This is a genomic window from Acidihalobacter prosperus, from assembly GCF_000754095.2.
In the GTDB taxonomy this organism is placed as follows: domain Bacteria; phylum Pseudomonadota; class Gammaproteobacteria; order DSM-5130; family Acidihalobacteraceae; genus Acidihalobacter; species Acidihalobacter prosperus.
In genome coordinates this window covers 301,070-315,417 of sequence record NZ_JQSG02000006.1, presented here as the reverse complement: position 1 = coordinate 315,417, position 14,348 = coordinate 301,070, and the positions used below count along the sequence as shown (strand labels likewise).

At 68.4% G+C, this 14,348-nt stretch carries 14 protein-coding genes; 8 read left to right on the top strand and 6 right to left on the bottom strand.

All coding sequences use genetic code 11. The features are described 5' to 3' along the window. Positions 1-28 precede the first annotated feature (28 nt). The 4 genes from rpoH to ftsY all read right to left on the bottom strand — a co-directional run bounded on the left by rpoH (position 29) and on the right by ftsY (position 3,847). Entirely contained in the window at positions 29-892 is an 864-nt protein-coding gene (rpoH, locus tag THPRO_RS12235) for an RNA polymerase sigma factor RpoH (RefSeq protein WP_038090271.1), read from the bottom strand. Between the two features lie 167 nt (positions 893-1,059). Continuing rightward, complete coding sequence (gene ftsX, locus THPRO_RS12230) at positions 1,060-2,082, bottom strand: permease-like cell division protein FtsX (RefSeq protein ID WP_082954633.1); 1,023 nt, start codon at positions 2,080-2,082, stop codon at positions 1,060-1,062. Beyond that, positions 2,079-2,759, bottom strand: a complete 681-nt coding sequence (ftsE, locus tag THPRO_RS12225) for a cell division ATP-binding protein FtsE (RefSeq protein WP_065089697.1) — start codon at positions 2,757-2,759, stop codon at positions 2,079-2,081. Before ftsE ends, ftsX begins: the two co-directional genes overlap by 4 nt. A 5-nt stretch (positions 2,760-2,764) precedes the next feature. Beyond that, positions 2,765-3,847 carry a signal recognition particle-docking protein FtsY gene (gene ftsY, locus THPRO_RS12220; protein WP_082954712.1) on the bottom strand — a complete coding sequence of 361 codons (1,083 nt, stop codon included), beginning with the start codon at positions 3,845-3,847 and terminating at the stop codon, positions 2,765-2,767. 127 nt (positions 3,848-3,974) lie between these two features. Here ftsY and rsmD point away from each other — a divergent pair, with 127 nt between their 5' ends. Then, positions 3,975-4,574 carry a 16S rRNA (guanine(966)-N(2))-methyltransferase RsmD gene (gene rsmD / locus THPRO_RS12215; RefSeq protein ID WP_038090014.1) on the top strand — a complete coding sequence of 200 codons (600 nt, stop codon included), beginning with the start codon at positions 3,975-3,977 and terminating at the stop codon, positions 4,572-4,574. An 80-nt stretch (positions 4,575-4,654) separates the two neighbouring features. Further along, positions 4,655-6,181, top strand: coding sequence for a DNA recombination protein RmuC (gene rmuC / locus THPRO_RS12210; protein WP_236717308.1), 1,527 nt, complete (start codon positions 4,655-4,657; stop codon positions 6,179-6,181). Between the two features lie 12 nt (positions 6,182-6,193). Here the strand turns inward: rmuC and metA are convergent, their stop codons facing one another. Both metA and THPRO_RS12200 read right to left on the bottom strand, forming a co-directional pair. Further along, positions 6,194-7,267 (bottom strand): homoserine O-succinyltransferase MetA, encoded by a 1,074-nt coding sequence (gene metA, locus THPRO_RS12205; RefSeq protein WP_038090012.1) that lies wholly within the window; start codon positions 7,265-7,267, stop codon positions 6,194-6,196. A 2-nt stretch (positions 7,268-7,269) separates the two neighbouring features. Then, positions 7,270-8,112 carry an ATPase gene (locus THPRO_RS12200; protein WP_038090007.1) on the bottom strand — a complete coding sequence of 281 codons (843 nt, stop codon included), beginning with the start codon at positions 8,110-8,112 and terminating at the stop codon, positions 7,270-7,272. 65 nt (positions 8,113-8,177) lie between these two features. Between THPRO_RS12200 and THPRO_RS12195 the strand changes: the two genes are divergently transcribed. The 6 genes from THPRO_RS12195 to THPRO_RS12170 all read left to right on the top strand — a co-directional run bounded on the left by THPRO_RS12195 (position 8,178) and on the right by THPRO_RS12170 (position 14,343). Beyond that, positions 8,178-9,419, top strand: coding sequence for an MFS transporter (locus tag THPRO_RS12195; RefSeq protein ID WP_052064337.1), 1,242 nt, complete (start codon positions 8,178-8,180; stop codon positions 9,417-9,419). Between the two features lie 98 nt (positions 9,420-9,517). Continuing rightward, the gene (locus THPRO_RS12190; RefSeq protein WP_038090268.1) at positions 9,518-10,729 is read left to right on the top strand and encodes an amino acid ABC transporter substrate-binding protein; all 1,212 of its coding nucleotides are present in this window, start codon (positions 9,518-9,520) and stop codon (positions 10,727-10,729) included. A gap of 62 nt (positions 10,730-10,791) precedes the next feature. Beyond that, positions 10,792-11,694, top strand: a complete 903-nt coding sequence (locus THPRO_RS12185) for a branched-chain amino acid ABC transporter permease (RefSeq protein ID WP_038090003.1) — start codon at positions 10,792-10,794, stop codon at positions 11,692-11,694. After that, positions 11,691-12,725, top strand: coding sequence for a branched-chain amino acid ABC transporter permease (locus tag THPRO_RS12180; protein WP_201786987.1), 1,035 nt, complete (start codon positions 11,691-11,693; stop codon positions 12,723-12,725). Before THPRO_RS12185 ends, THPRO_RS12180 begins: the two co-directional genes overlap by 4 nt. Beyond that, positions 12,722-13,468 carry an ABC transporter ATP-binding protein gene (locus tag THPRO_RS12175; protein ID WP_038090000.1) on the top strand — a complete coding sequence of 249 codons (747 nt, stop codon included), beginning with the start codon at positions 12,722-12,724 and terminating at the stop codon, positions 13,466-13,468. Before THPRO_RS12180 ends, THPRO_RS12175 begins: the two co-directional genes overlap by 4 nt. Continuing rightward, complete coding sequence (locus tag THPRO_RS12170; protein ID WP_201786986.1) at positions 13,468-14,343, top strand: ABC transporter ATP-binding protein; 876 nt, start codon at positions 13,468-13,470, stop codon at positions 14,341-14,343. The genes THPRO_RS12175 and THPRO_RS12170 overlap by 1 nt, the downstream gene beginning before the upstream one ends. Positions 14,344-14,348: the final 5 nt, after the last annotated feature.

Below are 14,348 nucleotides of genomic sequence, written 5' to 3'. Positions count from 1 at the left end.
GCTCGGTTTCCCGTTTTGCGCCCGTGCTTCAGGCGGCGACTGCGCCCTTGAGCTTGCGCAGGGCATTGTTTTCGATCTGCCGGATGCGCTCCGCTGACACCTGGTATTCGTCTGCCAGCTCATGCAGCGTGGCCTTCGGTTCGTTCAGCCAGCGGCGGCGAACGATGTCCAGGCTGCGAGGGTCGAGTTCGGACATCGCGGCCTGCAGGCGCGCTTCGTGGTGCATCTGCCAGTCCTCTTCCTCCAGCTGCATGGCGGGATCGGGACGATCATCGGTGAGGTAGGCGGAGGGCGAGAAGGTCTTGTCCTCGCCGTCGCTGGGCTCCGGATCGAAGGCCGTGTCCTGGTTCGACAGGCGCGACTCCATTTCCATCACTTCGCGCGGGCTGACGCCCAAGTCGCGCGCGACGGTTTCCACCTCGTCCTGATTCAGCCAGCCGAGGCGTTTTTTGGCGCCGCGGAGGTTGAAGAACAGCTTGCGCTGCGCCTTGGTGGTCGCCACCTTCACGATGCGCCAGTTGCGCAGAATAAACTCATGTATCTCGGCGCGAATCCAGTGCACCGCGAAGGAAACCAAGCGCACGCCCATCTCGGGGTTGAAGCGCTTGACCGCCTTCATCAGGCCGATGTTGCCTTCCTGGATCAGGTCGCCGAGCGGCAGGCCGTAGCCGCGGTAGCCGCGAGCGACCTGAACAACGAAGCGCAGATTGTGCAGCACCAGCCTGCGCGCGGCCTCGAGGTCGTTCTGCTGGTGCAGACGGCGCGCGAGGGTGCGCTCGTCCTCGGCGGAGAGCACGGGCAGACGGTAAACGGCCGCGATATAGCTCTCCAGGCTGCCGGCGTTGAGGCTGGGCAGAGCAGTGCTATTGACGGTGGCCAGTGAATTGTTCATCGATTCGTTCATCCTTCGGCACGGGTCCGAACTGGGTTGCCAAACGGTTCGACCAGACTCAATGGGGGTGGTTCTCGGTCATTTCAAGCCCCATGCCCCCTTTCCACACCAACATTATACATCCCAAATGCGTTGCCGGTCCCTGACCGGGGTCAACCCGCGTGCCCTCAACTGGGCTCGATGTCGCGCAAATGCCTGCCGACGGCCAGCCATGAGCCGCCGAGTCCGAACGCGATGCTCAACAGCAGCAGCCGCAGGCTGGCGCCGAGATCCAGCCCGGTGAGGACGTAACGGCTGTCGTAGAGTCCGGCCAGATGGTTGACGGGGCCGGCCAGCAGCCAGAGGGAGAGCGTCAGTACGACCAGGGCAAGCAGGCCGCCAAGCAGTCCCAGCCAGAAGCCGCCGTAAAGGAATGGGCGGCGGATGAAGGCATTGGTGGCGCCGATCAGCTTGGCGACCTCGATTTCCTGGCGGCGATTGAGGATGTCGAGCCGAATGGTGTTGCCGACCACCAGCAGCACCGCCAGCGCGAGCATGCCGCCGACCACCCAGACGGTGCGTTGCGCGATGGTGACGATGGCGTAGAGCCGTTCCACCCAGGCCAGATTCAGCTGCGCGTCCGCAACATCAGGGCGGGCCGCCAGATCGTGCTGCAGGGCGCGTATCTGCGCAGCCTGGTGTCCCTGCAGGTGCGGGTAGACGATGACCACCGGTGGCAGCGGGTTATCCGGCAGGGCGTCGAGGGCGTCGCCAAACCCGGCCGACTGGGCGAGCTCGGACAGACCTTGCGCGGGCGTGACCGTTTTCACGCGTGCGATGCGCGGGTCGGTCTGCAACCGTTCGGCCAAAGTGGTCATGGCCTGATCCGAGGTGCCGGACTTGAGATACAGCGTCACCTGCACGCCCCTGTCCCAACTGCCGGCCACCTGCTCGATATTGGTCAGCACCACGTACAGGCCGGCGGGCAGGGCGAGCGCGATACCGATCACGGCCACGGTCATGGCGCTGGCCATGGGATTGCGATAGAGCTTGCCGAGGCTGAAAAACAGCGCGCGCGCATGGTTGAGCAGCCAGGCGCCGGGGCGGGTGTGGCTGTCGGCGGCACGCCGGGCGATGCGCGTCTTCGCGGGCTTCGGCTTGTTCGCCGTCGCCGCCGGGCGTGGGCGCCTGCGTGCGGGGCGGCCGATCATCGGTGCGGTACCGCGTGCGTGGGGTCGTTTTCCAGGCGGCCCGCGTAGAGACCGATCACGCGCCTGTCCATGATGCGAATCAGCTCGTGATCGTGGCTCGCGACCAGCACCGTGACGCCGACGCGATTGAATTCGTCGAACAGACTCATGATTTCCAGCGACAGCTCGGGATCGAGGTTGCCGGTGGGTTCGTCGGCGAGCAGGATCGGCGGCTTGTTGACCACCGCGCGGGCGATGCCCACACGCTGCTGCTCGCCGGTCGACAGCGTGATCGGCAGCGCGCGTTCCTTGTGCAGCAGGCCGACCTTGTCCAGCGCGGCGCGCACGCGGCGCAGGATTTCGGCATGGCGCAGGCCGGCGATGACCAGCGGCAGGGCCACGTTGTCACCCACGCTGCGGTCGTGCAACAGGTGGTGGTCCTGGAAGATCATGCCGATCTGGCGGCGGTAGTAGGGAATGTGGCGGTTGCCGATGCTGTTCAGATTGCGGCCGTTGACCACGATCTGACCGCGGGACGGCCGTTCGATCATGGCGATCAGCTTGAGCAGGGTGCTCTTGCCGGCGCCGGAGTGGCCGGTCAGAAAGGCCATTTCCCCGGCGTCGAGTTCCAGGCTCACGTCGGCCAGGGCCTCCTGGCCGGTCGTGTAACGCTTGCCGACATGTTGCAGGAAGATCATGCGCCCTATTCGTCTGTCGTGGCTTGCTCCGCCAACAGGGCCGAGACGAATTCGCCGGCCTCGAAGGTGCGCAGGTCGTCGACGGCCTCGCCGACGCCGATGAAACGGATCGGAATGCCGATCTGCTGGGCGATCGCGAACAGGATGCCGCCCTTGGCGGTGCCGTCCAGCTTGGTGACCGTAATGCCGGTCAGCCCCAGCGCGTTGTGGAATTCGCGTGCCTGGATCAGCGCGTTCTGCCCGATGCCGGCGTCGACCACCAGCATGATCTCGTGTGGCGCATCGGAATCGAGCTTGGCGATCACGCGCTTGACCTTGCGCAGCTCGTCCATGAGGTTGGTCTGCGTGTGCAGGCGTCCCGCGGTGTCCGCGATGAGCACGTCGATGCCGCGCGCCCGCGCGGCCTGCAGGCCGTCGAAGATCACCGAGGCGCTGTCCGCGCCGCTGCCCTGGGCGATTACCTGTACCTCGTTGCGCGCGCCCCAGGCCTGCAGCTGTTCGACCGCGGCGGCGCGGAAGGTGTCGCCGGCGGCGAGCAGGACTGACTTGCCTTGGCCCTGCAGATGCTTGGCCAGTTTGCCGATGGTGGTGGTCTTGCCGGCGCCGTTGATGCCCACCATCAGGATCACGTAGGGGTGCCGGCTCGCGTCGACGACCAGCGGCTGCGTCACCGGCCGCAGGATTTCGGTCATGTTTTCGTGCAGCGCCGCGAACAGGGCCTCGGCATCGCCGAGCTGCTTGCGGCGGACGCGCGCGGTGAGGTCGTCGATGATGCGCGTGGTGGCCTCGATGCCGACGTCTGCCATCAGCAGGCGGGTTTCGAGTTCCTCCAGCAGGGCATCGTCGATCGCCTTGCGGCCCAGCACCAGCGAGGCGACGCCGCCGGTCAGGCCGCGCCCGGTCTTGGACAGGCCCTCGCGCAGGCGCGACAGCAGGCCGCCGCGGGCGGGCGCCTGCGCGGGCGCCGGTGGTTCTGGCACCGCGGCGTCGGATGCGCGGCCGGATTCGCCGTCGTCGGTCGCGGACGGCTGCGCGTTTTCGGGGGTATCCTGATCCGGTGACTTCTTGCGTCTGGTGAAACCGAACATAATGGGCGGCATCCCGGCCGGGTGATAGAAGAGGAACAGCATGCACATGCTAGCAGGAGCGCGCCGCCGGCGTAATCCGCAACGTGCCGGACAAGGCGGGCGGCAGGGCGGCGAAGGGAGCGTTTGAATGGCACCGGGTGGCAGACGCGGGGCGGACAATCGGCTGCGCATCATCGGTGGCCGCTGGCGAGGCCGGCGTATCGAATTTCCCGATGCGCCCGGCCTGCGGCCGACCGCCGACCGCGTGCGCGAGACCCTGTTCAACTGGCTGCAGTGGTCGTTGCCGGGCAGTCGCTGCCTGGACCTGTTCGCCGGCAGCGGCGCGCTGGGTTTCGAGGCGGCCTCGCGCGGTGCCGCGGAGGTCGTGATGGTGGAGGTCTCGCCGCATGTTGCGGCCGGACTCGCCGGCAATGCCGCGCGCCTCGACGCGCCCGTGCAGGTCGTGAACCGCTCGGCGGAGGCTTATCTGCGAGGCGAGCCGACGCCGTTCGACATCGTGTTTCTGGATCCGCCTTTCGCGCAGGCCTTGCTGGAGCCGTCGCTCGCGGCGCTGGCCGAGGGCGGCTGGCTGAAGCCCGGCGCAGCGGTCTATCTGGAGTATCCGTCCACGCATGCGGCGCCCATGCTGCCGCCGGGCCTGACGTTCGCTCGCCAGCAGCGCGCCGGGCAGGTGGCGTATGCGCTGGCGCACCGGTCACCGGCGAACGGGGCTGTCGCCGATCAGTGACGGGCTGCATCGGACGGCGATTCGTACATACTCGGCACGGGAGCCACTCGCTAACCCGGGCCGCAAGGGAGGTCGTGATCGTGGAGGAACCCTGGTATCTCGCAGCCGTAGTCGCTGCCTGCCTGGCCGCGGGCTGGCTCTTGCGCCACCTGTTCGCCATCGGTACGCGCCGACTGCTGCAGTCGCGTCTTGAGGCCACCGAGACGCGGGTGGAGGAACTGCGTCCGGCGCTCGCCGAGTCGGAGCGCCAGCGTAACGAGCTGCACGAACGCCTGATCGAACGCGAGCGCAACTACGCCGAGCTCGCCGGGCGCAGCGAGGGCGAGCGGCGCCGGGTGGCCGAGCTGCTCGCGGAACTGCAGGGGCGCACGGCGGCGCTGGATGCCGAGCGCGAGCTGACCAACGAGCTGCAGCGCGATCTGGCCGAGCTGCGCGAACGCCTGACCCAGGAGCGGCGCGGCTCGGCGGAGAAGCTCGCCCTGCTGGAAGAGGCCCGCGTCAAGCTGGCGGATGCCTTCAAGGCGCTGTCTTCCGACGCCCTCAAGCACAACAACGAATCCTTCCTGCGTCTGGCGCAGGAGAACCTCAAGCGCTTCCAGCAGGGTGCGCAGTCCGATCTGGAACAGCGCCAGAAGGCGATCGAGGAGCTGACCCGGCCGATCCGCGAATCGCTGACCAAGGTCGACGGCACCCTGGGCGAGCTGGAGAAATCGCGCGTGGCGGCCTACAGCGCGCTCGACCAGCAGCTCCAATCCCTGCTCAAGCACCACCTGCCGCAGCTGCACGCGGAGACCGCGAATCTGGTCAAGGCGTTGCGCCAACCGGCCGCGCGCGGCCGCTGGGGCGAGGTCCAGCTCAAGCGCGTGGTCGAGATGGCCGGCATGCTGGAGCACTGCGACTTCGAGGAGCAGGTCAATCAGAATACGGAGGCGGGACGCCTGCGGCCGGATATGATCGTCAGGCTGCCGGGCGGGCGGCGCATCGTGGTCGACGCCAAGGCGCCGGTCGACGCCTATCTGACCGCGGTGGAGGCGGCCGACGAGGTCACGCGCGACGCGGCGTTGCTGCGCCACGCGCAGCAGGTACGCACCCATATCGGCCAGCTCGGCCGCAAGAGCTACTTCGAACAGTTCGATCCGTCGCCGGAATTCGTGGTCATGTTCGTGCCCGGCGAGGCCTTCTTCTCCGCCGCGCTGGCGCAGGATCCCGGCCTGATCGAATACGGTGCCGAGCAGCGGGTGATCCCCGCCAGCCCGACCACCCTGATCGCCCTGCTCAAGGCGGTCGCCTACGGCTGGCGGCAGGAGGCGATGGCGCGCAACGCGGTCGAGGTCGCCGCGCTCGGCAAGGAGCTGTACGACCGCATCGCCACGCTGGCGAAGCATTGGGAGGCGGTCGGCAGCCGGCTCGACCAGGCAGTGGATGCCTACAACAAATCGGTGGGGACGCTGGAACGCCGCGTGCTGCCCAGCGCGCGCAAGTTCCGCGACCTCAAGACCGTGGCGGCGGACACCGAGATCGAGCCGCTCGGCCCCTTGACCGAGGAGACCCGCCGACTGACCGCCGCGGAATTCGAGGTCGCCGCGCGCGCGGACGACTCCGATTGAGCCCGTCGGCGCTCAGCCGCGCAGCCCGGCGAGCGGGTTCTGCGGATCGATGCCGGCCATGAAGGGCTTGCGGCGGTCGCGGTCGGTGAGCTGGTAGACGAGCCCCATCCAGTTGCCGACCACCGCCTCGGCGGTGTCGTGCCAGGTGTTGTCCAGACGCGGCACCAGCAGGGCCTCGGGCAGCGGCGGCGCCGCCTCGCCGGCGCGCCGGGCCTGTTCCAGGCGCGCGCGATACTCGCGCAGCACCGCCTGCGACCAGTTGTCGAAGTAGTTCGCCACGAACGGCGGGTAGGCGTCGAGCTCGCCGGTGGCGTAGCGGCGCAGCTCGCGCTTGTACTCCTTGAGCAGCGAGATCGTGTCGTACTCCGGGTGGCCCTGGAAGAACACGAAGCGGATGCCGTCCGCGCTCGTCGCCAGATGCACCCCGATCTCCTCGCTTTCCGCCAGCACGCGCAGCCCGGCCTCACGGAACTGCACCCGCGATACCGCGTTCCAGCGCGAATGCGGCACGTCGAAGCGCGTGTTGATGCCGTCCACCAGCGGGTGCCCGGGGTCGATCACGCGGTGCGGGAACACGCCCCAGATCTTCGCCGGCCGCGGCTGGCGGCGCTGGCCGTGGCGCCGCTCCAGCACCGCGTGGGTGGCGAGGCAGGAGCACAGCGTCGAGGTCACGTTTCCCCAGGCCCATTCGATCACCTGGCTCAGCGGCTCCCAGAACGGCTGGGTCGACAGCTCCGGCCCGGTCACGTTGGCGCCGGTGATGATCAGCGCGTCCAGCCCCTGCTCGCGCAGGTCCTCGAAGCGCTCGTAGTAGCGCGCGATGTGCTCGCGCGCGTCCTCGCCGCGCGGCAGCTCGTCCAGCGTGAAGGGGTGCACGTAGAACTGCGCGATCGGGTTGCTCTGCGCCACCAGCCGCAGGAACTGGCGCTCGGTGGCGGCCAGCGCCTTGTCCGGCATCATGTTGAGCAGGCCGATGTGCAGCTCGCGGATGTCCTGGTTGCGCGCGCGGTGCGGCGACAGGATGCCCAGCCCCTCGGCGCGCAGGCGTTCGAAGGTCGGCAGGCCGTTGTGGGCGACGATCGGCACCCTCAGCCCCTCGCGATCGCCGTTTCGAGCAGAGCGAGGAAGTCCTGCTCGTCGCGCACGGCGGCGACCTCCTTCGAGGTTACCGTGTAGCCGTGGCGCGCCAGCGCCTCGTAGCGCGGCAGGCGCGAGCGGAACAGGCGCGGGAAGATCCAGCGCGTGAAATCGTCGGGGTCCATCTGCGCGGCATACTCCAGGCCGTGCTCGGCGAGGTATTCGGCCAGTTGCGCCTCCAGGAACTCGCGCCGATAGTACAGCGGCTTGGGCGCCTCCTGGGCGCGGCGGATCAGGGTGTCCTCCTCGTCCTGGTCGGTGACCTTGATGTAGAGCATCAGCGTGTGCTCCACCAGCAGGTCGATCACGCCGGGTTCGTCCAGCTCGCACAGCGAGCCGCCGACGTCGTTGACGAAATGCCGGTAGCCGTAGATCCGCTGCGCCTTGTCGATGAAGTCCGGCACGTCGTACATCGCGCGGATCTCGCCCTCGCGGTAGGCCGCCTGGCGGCGGTGGAAATCCTCCAGCTCGACGCCGCCGAGGTCCGGATTGCCGAGCTTGCCGACGAACGACAGCACCGGGCCGGGATCGGTGATCTTGATGTTGTTGCGGATGTAGATCCAGTCCTTGCGCAGCAGGTCGCGCAGAAAGGGCACCTGCATCGCCTGCGCCTTGATCATGTCGAGGATCGCCTCGTCCAGATAACGCGTGCCGATGCGGTAGTCGCCGGCGTAGTGGAACCAGTCGTGCTCGCGCAGCAGCGACGACAGGTAGGTCTTGCCCACCCCCGACATGCCGATCAGGGTGACGCGCTTGTGCGGCCACCGGCGGAATTCGTCGACGCTGAATTTCACGCTTCGCTCCCTGTCGAAAAGAGGCCATTATCCGGCATCGTCGGTGTCGGCGGGAAGCGCCGGCCTTGTCGCGCCGGCGGCAGCGGCCGGCGATTGCCGGCGGTGCCGCCGGCCGCTATCGTGACGCGATCGCTTCCGCCGTCGTGAAAAGTCGCCCGCCCATGCGCCTGCGCAACAGTCTCATCGTGCTGTACTGCACCGTGGTGTCGGTGGCGATTCTCTACGAGCATCAGGCCCTGTTGCCGCTGTTCGCGCGCCAATGGGGCGTCAGCCCGGCGGACGTCGCCCTGCTCACCACCGTCACCATGACCCCGCTGGCGGTCGCGCCGCTGGTCTACGGCTACGTCCTTGAACGCGTCTCCGCCCGCCGCCTGCTGGTGCTCGGTCTCGGCGTGCTCACCGCGGTGCAGTTCGTGCTCGCGCAGGGGCCAGGCTACGGTGCCTTTCTGCTGCTGCGTGGCCTGGAGGGCCTCATCCTGCCCGCCGTGCTCACCGCGCTGATGACCTACAGCTCCGCCATCGGCGGCCCGGCCGGCGCGCGCCGCGCGATCACCCTCTACATCGCCGCCACCATCGTCGGCGGCTTCAGCGGGCGCACCTTCTCCGGCGTGGTCGCCAGCTACCTGGACTGGCAGGCCGCGTTCTGGATGTGGTCCGCGCTGGCCGCGCTGGCGCTGCTGTCGACGCGCTGGCTGGCCACCGACCCGCGCGCCGATCTCGGCCGCGTGCGCTGGCCGGAGGTGCGCGCGCTGATCGCGCGGCCGGTCAACCGGCTGGGCTTCGCGGCGGCCTTTCTGCTGTTCTTCGTGTTCGCCGCGATGATGAACTTCCTGCCGTTTCGCATGCACCAGCTCGACCCCGGCATCACCCAGGGCGCGGTCGCCTGGGTCTACGCCGGCTACCTCGTCGGCGTCGTCGTGCCGCTGTCCTCGCTGTGGCTCATCCGCCGCCTCGGCGGCGAGCGGCGCACCCTGCTCGCCGGCTGCGCGGTGTATCTCGTCGGGTTGTCGATGCTCGCCTTCGGCGGGCTGCCCTGGGTCTACTTCGGTATGTTCGTGTTCGCCGCCGGCATGTTCACCCTGCACAGTGTGCTTTCCGCCTATCTCAACCACCTTGAAACGCGTCGCAAGGGCCTGGTCAACGGACTGTACGTGTCCAGCTACTACAGCGGCGGCGCCGTCGGCTCCTATCTGCCCGGCGTGGTCTACGAGCACGCCGGCTGGGTGCCCTACAGCCTGCTGCTGTTCGCGCTGCTGATCCTGGTCGGCGCCACGCTGTGGCGCATGCCGTCGGCTGGCGCAGCCTGAGGTCCGGTCGGCGCGCCGCGCGCGTGCTATATAAACGGAACACAGAAGCAGAAGAAGCCGCTGTCAGCGGCTCGACCATCGACCAGGGGGAGAAAACCATGAACCCACTCACCAAGGGTCTGGCGCTCGTTGCCGGCTTGCTCGCTGCTGGCGGAGCCTTCGCCGCCGACGGCACCATCGTGCTTGGCGCCGCCGTCTCGCTTACCGGCAAATACTCCACCGCCGGCACCCACACCAAGCGCGGCTACGACCTCGCCGTGGCCCGCATCAACCAGCACGGAGGAGTCAAGGTCGGCGACAAAACCTACAACATCGCGGTGCAGTACTACGATGACGAATCCACGCCCGCGCGCGCCGCCGAGCTGGCCGAACGCCTGATCAAGCGCGACGGCGTGCGCTTCATGCTCGGGCCGTACAGCTCCGGCCTGACCAAGGCCATCGCGCCGGTCACCGAGATGTATCAGGTGCCCATGATCGAGGCCAACGGCGCCTCGCGCGCGCTGTTCGACAAGGGCTACAAATACCTCTTCGCCGTGCTCTCCACCTCCGAGCAGTACCTGCAGGAGGCGATCAACCTCGCCGCCGAGCAGGCCGAGAAGCAGGGCAGGAAGCCCTCCGACGTGCGCGTCGCCGTGGCCACCGAAAATGACCCCTTCTCGCAGGATATCCGCGCCGGGGTGCTGGAAAACGCCAAGTCCTACGGCATGAAGATCGTGGTCGATGACAAGTTCCCGCGCGACCTCAGCGACATGACGGCCACCCTGGTCAAGGTGCGCGCCCTGCGTCCCGACATCCTCGTCGCCTCCGGGCACTCCAAGGGGGCCGCGCTGGTGACGCGGCAGATGCCGGAAATGAAGGTCAAGGTGCCCATGGTCGCGCTGACGCACTGCGAGTCCGCGCAGATCACCGATCAGGAGAAGTTCGGCCATCACGCCGAGGGCACGCTGTGCGCCTCGCAGTGGGCGCCCACCATGACCTATCGCGACAACCTCTTCGGCAGCGCCGCCGATTACGCCAAATTGTTCGAAAAGACCTACGGCTACGTGCCGCCGTACCAGGCGGCCGAGTCCTCGGCGGCGGTGGAGATCTACGCCGACGCCATCCATCGCGCCGGCTCGCTGGACCCGAAGAAGGTGCGCGACGCCATCGCCGCGACCGACATGCAGACCTTCTACGGCAACATCCGCTTCGACGCGACCGGCAAGAACATCGCCAAGCCCATGGTCTTGCGCCAGATACAGAAGGGCGCCTACGTGGTGGTCGCGCCGAGCAAATGGGCCACCGGCAAACTGGAGTGGCCGCACCCCTGAACGCCTGACCGCCCGCCGGCGCCGCCCGCGGCGCCGGCCGTCCAGCCGCCGGGGGAGACCGCATGGACAATCTGCTGCTGCTGTATCAGGCGCCGACCATACTGCTGCAGCTCGTCGTCGACGGGTTGCTGGTCGGTGCCGTGTTTGCGCTGGCCGCCTACGGCATGGCCCTCGTGTGGGGCGTGATGAACATCATCAACGTCTCCCAGGGCGAATACGTCATCCTCGGCGGCTACATCAGCTACTTCCTGTTCCGCCAGTTCGGCTTGCATCCGCTGCTCGGCCTGCCGATCGCCGGGCTGGCGCTGTTTCTGCTCGGGCTGCTGCTCTACCGGGTGGTGATCCACCGTATCGTCGGCCGCGACATGTTCATCTCCCTGCTCGCCACCTTCGGCATCTCCATCCTGCTGCAGCAGCTTATGAACGAACTGTTCGGGCCGGACGTGGTCAGCGTCGATGCCGGCATGCCCACCTGGTACTTCCTCGGCAACGCCGTCACCGTGCCCACCGCCAAGCTGCTCGCCTTCGGCGTGGTGCTTGCGATCGCGGCGCTGCTGGTGGCGGGGCTGCGCTACTCGCGGCTGGGTCAGGCGATTCGCGCCACCGCGCAGAACGCCCGCGCCGCGCGCGTGCTCGGCGTCGACACCGATCGCGTCTACGCGGCCACCTACGCCCTCAACGCCGCCCTCTGCGGTATGGCCGGCAGCCTGGTGGTGATGATCTGGGTGATCCATCCCTTCATCGGCCTGACCTACACCGTGCGCTCGTTCATGATCGTCATCGTCGCCGGCCTGGGCAACTTGCCCGGCGTGTTCGCCACCGGCCTCGGCCTTGGCGCGCTGGAGCAGATCGCCGGCTTCGTGCTCGGCGCCGAATTCCAGTCCGCCTTCGTGTTCAGCCTGCTGGTGGTCATCCTGATCGTGCGCAACGCCTGGCTGCGCCGCCGCCGCGAGTATCTGTCGTGAGCGCCCGCCTGCAGCGCCTGTCCGCGCCGGCCTGGACGGGGCTGATCGTCGCCGGCCTCGTCGTGCCCTGGCTGTTTCCGCACCACCTCACCGTGTTCGCCTTCGCCTGGTGCATGGTCGTGCTGGCCCTGTCGTGGGACATCTGCGGCGGCCAGATGGGTTACAACTCCTTCGGCAACATCTTCTTCTTCGGCATCGGCATGTACGCCTGCGCCGTGGTCCAGCGCGACCTCTGGCACGGCGTCGCCAGCGGGCAGGCGCAGCTCGTGCTCACCGCGCCGCAATACCTCATTGGCCTCGGCCTCGGGCTCGTCGCCGGGGTGGTCGCCGCCGTCGCGCTGGCCTTTCTGCTCGGCTCGCAGATCCTCGGCATGCGCGGTCACTATTTCGCCATCTGCACCCTCGGCCTCGGCATCGCCGCCGGCGAAATCGCCACCGGCGTCGACTTCATCGGCGCCGGCTCCGGCATGGTCACCCCGCTGATGCCGGCCGGCCTGCCCGGCAAGGAAATCTTCTACTACGCCTTCTTCATGCTGCTCGCGCTGTTCGCCCTGTGGCTGCTGTCGCGGCTGTATGCAGGCCGCTTCGGGTTGGCGCTCAACGCCATCCGCGACAACGAGGACAAGGCCGAGGCCATGGGCCTGCCCACCGTCGCCTACAAGACCACCGCCTGGGCCGTGTCCGCCGCGCTGCTCGCGCTCGCCGGCGGCGGCGTCGGCAATCTCGTCGGCTTCATCGACCCCATCGACGTCGCCTTCGCCGGCGCCAGTTTCGGCGTATGGATGATTCTCATGGCCATCCTCGGCGGCAAGGGCACGCTGTGGGGGCCGCTGATCGGCGCCTTCCTGTTCTACGCCGCCAAGGAGGTCACCTGGACCTATTTCCTCGGCTGGCAGCGCGTGATGCTCGGCGCGCTGATCGTGATCATCGTCGTGTTCTTCCCCGAAGGCATCATGGGCTGGCTGCGCGAGCGCTTCCCCGCGCGCTTCGGCGGCGCGCCCGCGTCCGAAACCCAGGAGGACCGCTCATGAGCCGCGTGCTGCTCGACGTCGCCGGCGTCAGCAAGACATTCGGTGGCGTGATCGCCAACGACGGCGTCTGCCTCAGCGTGCCCGAGGGCGCGATCTACGGTCTCATCGGCCCCAACGGCTCCGGCAAGACCACCCTGTTCAACGCCATCGTCGGCTATCACCCCATCGACGCCGGCAGCGTGCGCTTCGACGGCGCCGAGCTGTCGCGCCTGCGCGTCGGCGACATCGCCCGCCGCGGCCTGCTGCGCACTTTCCAGCAGACCCGCGTTTACGTCGGCATGGACTGCATGGCCAACATGCGCATCTCCACGCCCGCCGTCCACGCAGGCCTGCGCGGCCTGTTCCGCGGCTTCGACCCCGAAACCGACGCCCAGGCCGAGGAGCTGCTCGCCTTCGTCGGCCTCTACGAAAAGCGCCATCTGCGCGCCGGCGAACTCTCCTTCGGCCAGCAGAAGCTGCTCGAATTCGCCATGGCGCTGATGAATCGCCCGCGCATGCTGTTGCTGGACGAGCCCACCGCCGGCATCAATCCCACCCTGATCAACGGCCTCATCGACCGCCTGCGCCGCGCCAACGATACCTTCGGCATCACTTTGCTGGTCATCGAGCACAACATGCGCGTCATCATGAACCTCGCCGAGCACATCTACTGCCTCGCCCACGGCCGCATGCTCGCCGACGGCCCGCCCGAGGCCATCCGCAGCGACCAGCGCGTGATCGACGCCTACCTGGGAGCCGCCTGATGCAGCCGCGCTGGAATCCGCCCAAGCCGCCCCGCGTCTCCGGCCACGGCGAGGGCGGCGTCGATCTCGTCATGTCCGTCGAGGCCGTCGCGCGCGAGGCCGCGACGCTGGGCGCGCGCCGGCCGGACGATGCCGCCCTGCGCGCGCTCGCCGGGGATGCGCCGCTGCTCAGCCTGCGCGCGCTCGACGCCGGCTACGGGCGCATGCAGATCCTCCACGGCCTCGATCTGCACGTCGCCGCCGGCCAGTCGCTGTGCCTCATCGGCCCCAACGGCGCCGGCAAATCCACCGTCCTGCACTCCATCTACGGCTTCACCCGCATCATCGGCGGGGCCATCGAGCTGGACGGCCGCGCCATCGGCGGGCTCACCCCCGAGCAGAAACTGCGCGACGCCGGCATCGCCTACGTCATGCAGGACAACTCCGTGTTTCCGCGCATGAGCGTGGAGGAAAACCTGCTCATGGGCGGCTATCTGCTGCCCGGCCGCGAGGCCGCGCGCGCCGCCGCGGCCGACGTGCTCGCGCGTTACCCGCGTCTCTCCCAGCGCCGCCGGGCCGCCGCCGGCACCCTCTCCGGCGGCGAGCGCCGCCTGCTCGAAATCGCGCGCGCGCTCATCATGCGGCCGCGCGTGCTGCTCGTGGACGAACCTTCCATCGGCCTGGAGCCGCGCTACATCGACGCCGTGTTCGAAATCCTGCGCGAACTGCAGCGCGATCAGGGCAAGACCGTCGTCCTGGTCGAGCAAAACGCCAAGAAAGGCCTCGAATTCGCCGACCTGGCCTACGTCCTCGTCTCCGGCCAGCTCGCGCTCGCCGGCCCCGGCGACGCCCTCCTCGAAGACCCCGACGTCGGCCGCCTGTTCCTGGGCGGCTGACCCGC

What these genes read in the sequence shown, in the direction of transcription:
- rpoH (WP_038090271.1), bottom strand. Translation starts at nt 892, where the DNA reads ATGAACAATTCACTGGCCACCGTCAATAGCACTGCTCTGCCCAGCCTC.
- ftsX (WP_082954633.1), bottom strand. Translation starts at nt 2,082, where the DNA reads ATGATCGGCCGCCCCGCACGCAGGCGCCCACGCCCGGCGGCGACGGCG.
- ftsE (WP_065089697.1), bottom strand. Translation starts at nt 2,759, where the DNA reads ATGATCTTCCTGCAACATGTCGGCAAGCGTTACACGACCGGCCAGGAG.
- ftsY (WP_082954712.1), bottom strand. Translation starts at nt 3,847, where the DNA reads ATGTTCGGTTTCACCAGACGCAAGAAGTCACCGGATCAGGATACCCCC.
- rsmD (WP_038090014.1), top strand. Translation starts at nt 3,975, where the DNA reads ATGGCACCGGGTGGCAGACGCGGGGCGGACAATCGGCTGCGCATCATC.
- THPRO_RS12190 (WP_038090268.1), top strand. Translation starts at nt 9,518, where the DNA reads ATGAACCCACTCACCAAGGGTCTGGCGCTCGTTGCCGGCTTGCTCGCT.
- THPRO_RS12185 (WP_038090003.1), top strand. Translation starts at nt 10,792, where the DNA reads ATGGACAATCTGCTGCTGCTGTATCAGGCGCCGACCATACTGCTGCAG.
- THPRO_RS12175 (WP_038090000.1), top strand. Translation starts at nt 12,722, where the DNA reads ATGAGCCGCGTGCTGCTCGACGTCGCCGGCGTCAGCAAGACATTCGGT.
- THPRO_RS12170 (WP_201786986.1), top strand. Translation starts at nt 13,468, where the DNA reads ATGCAGCCGCGCTGGAATCCGCCCAAGCCGCCCCGCGTCTCCGGCCAC.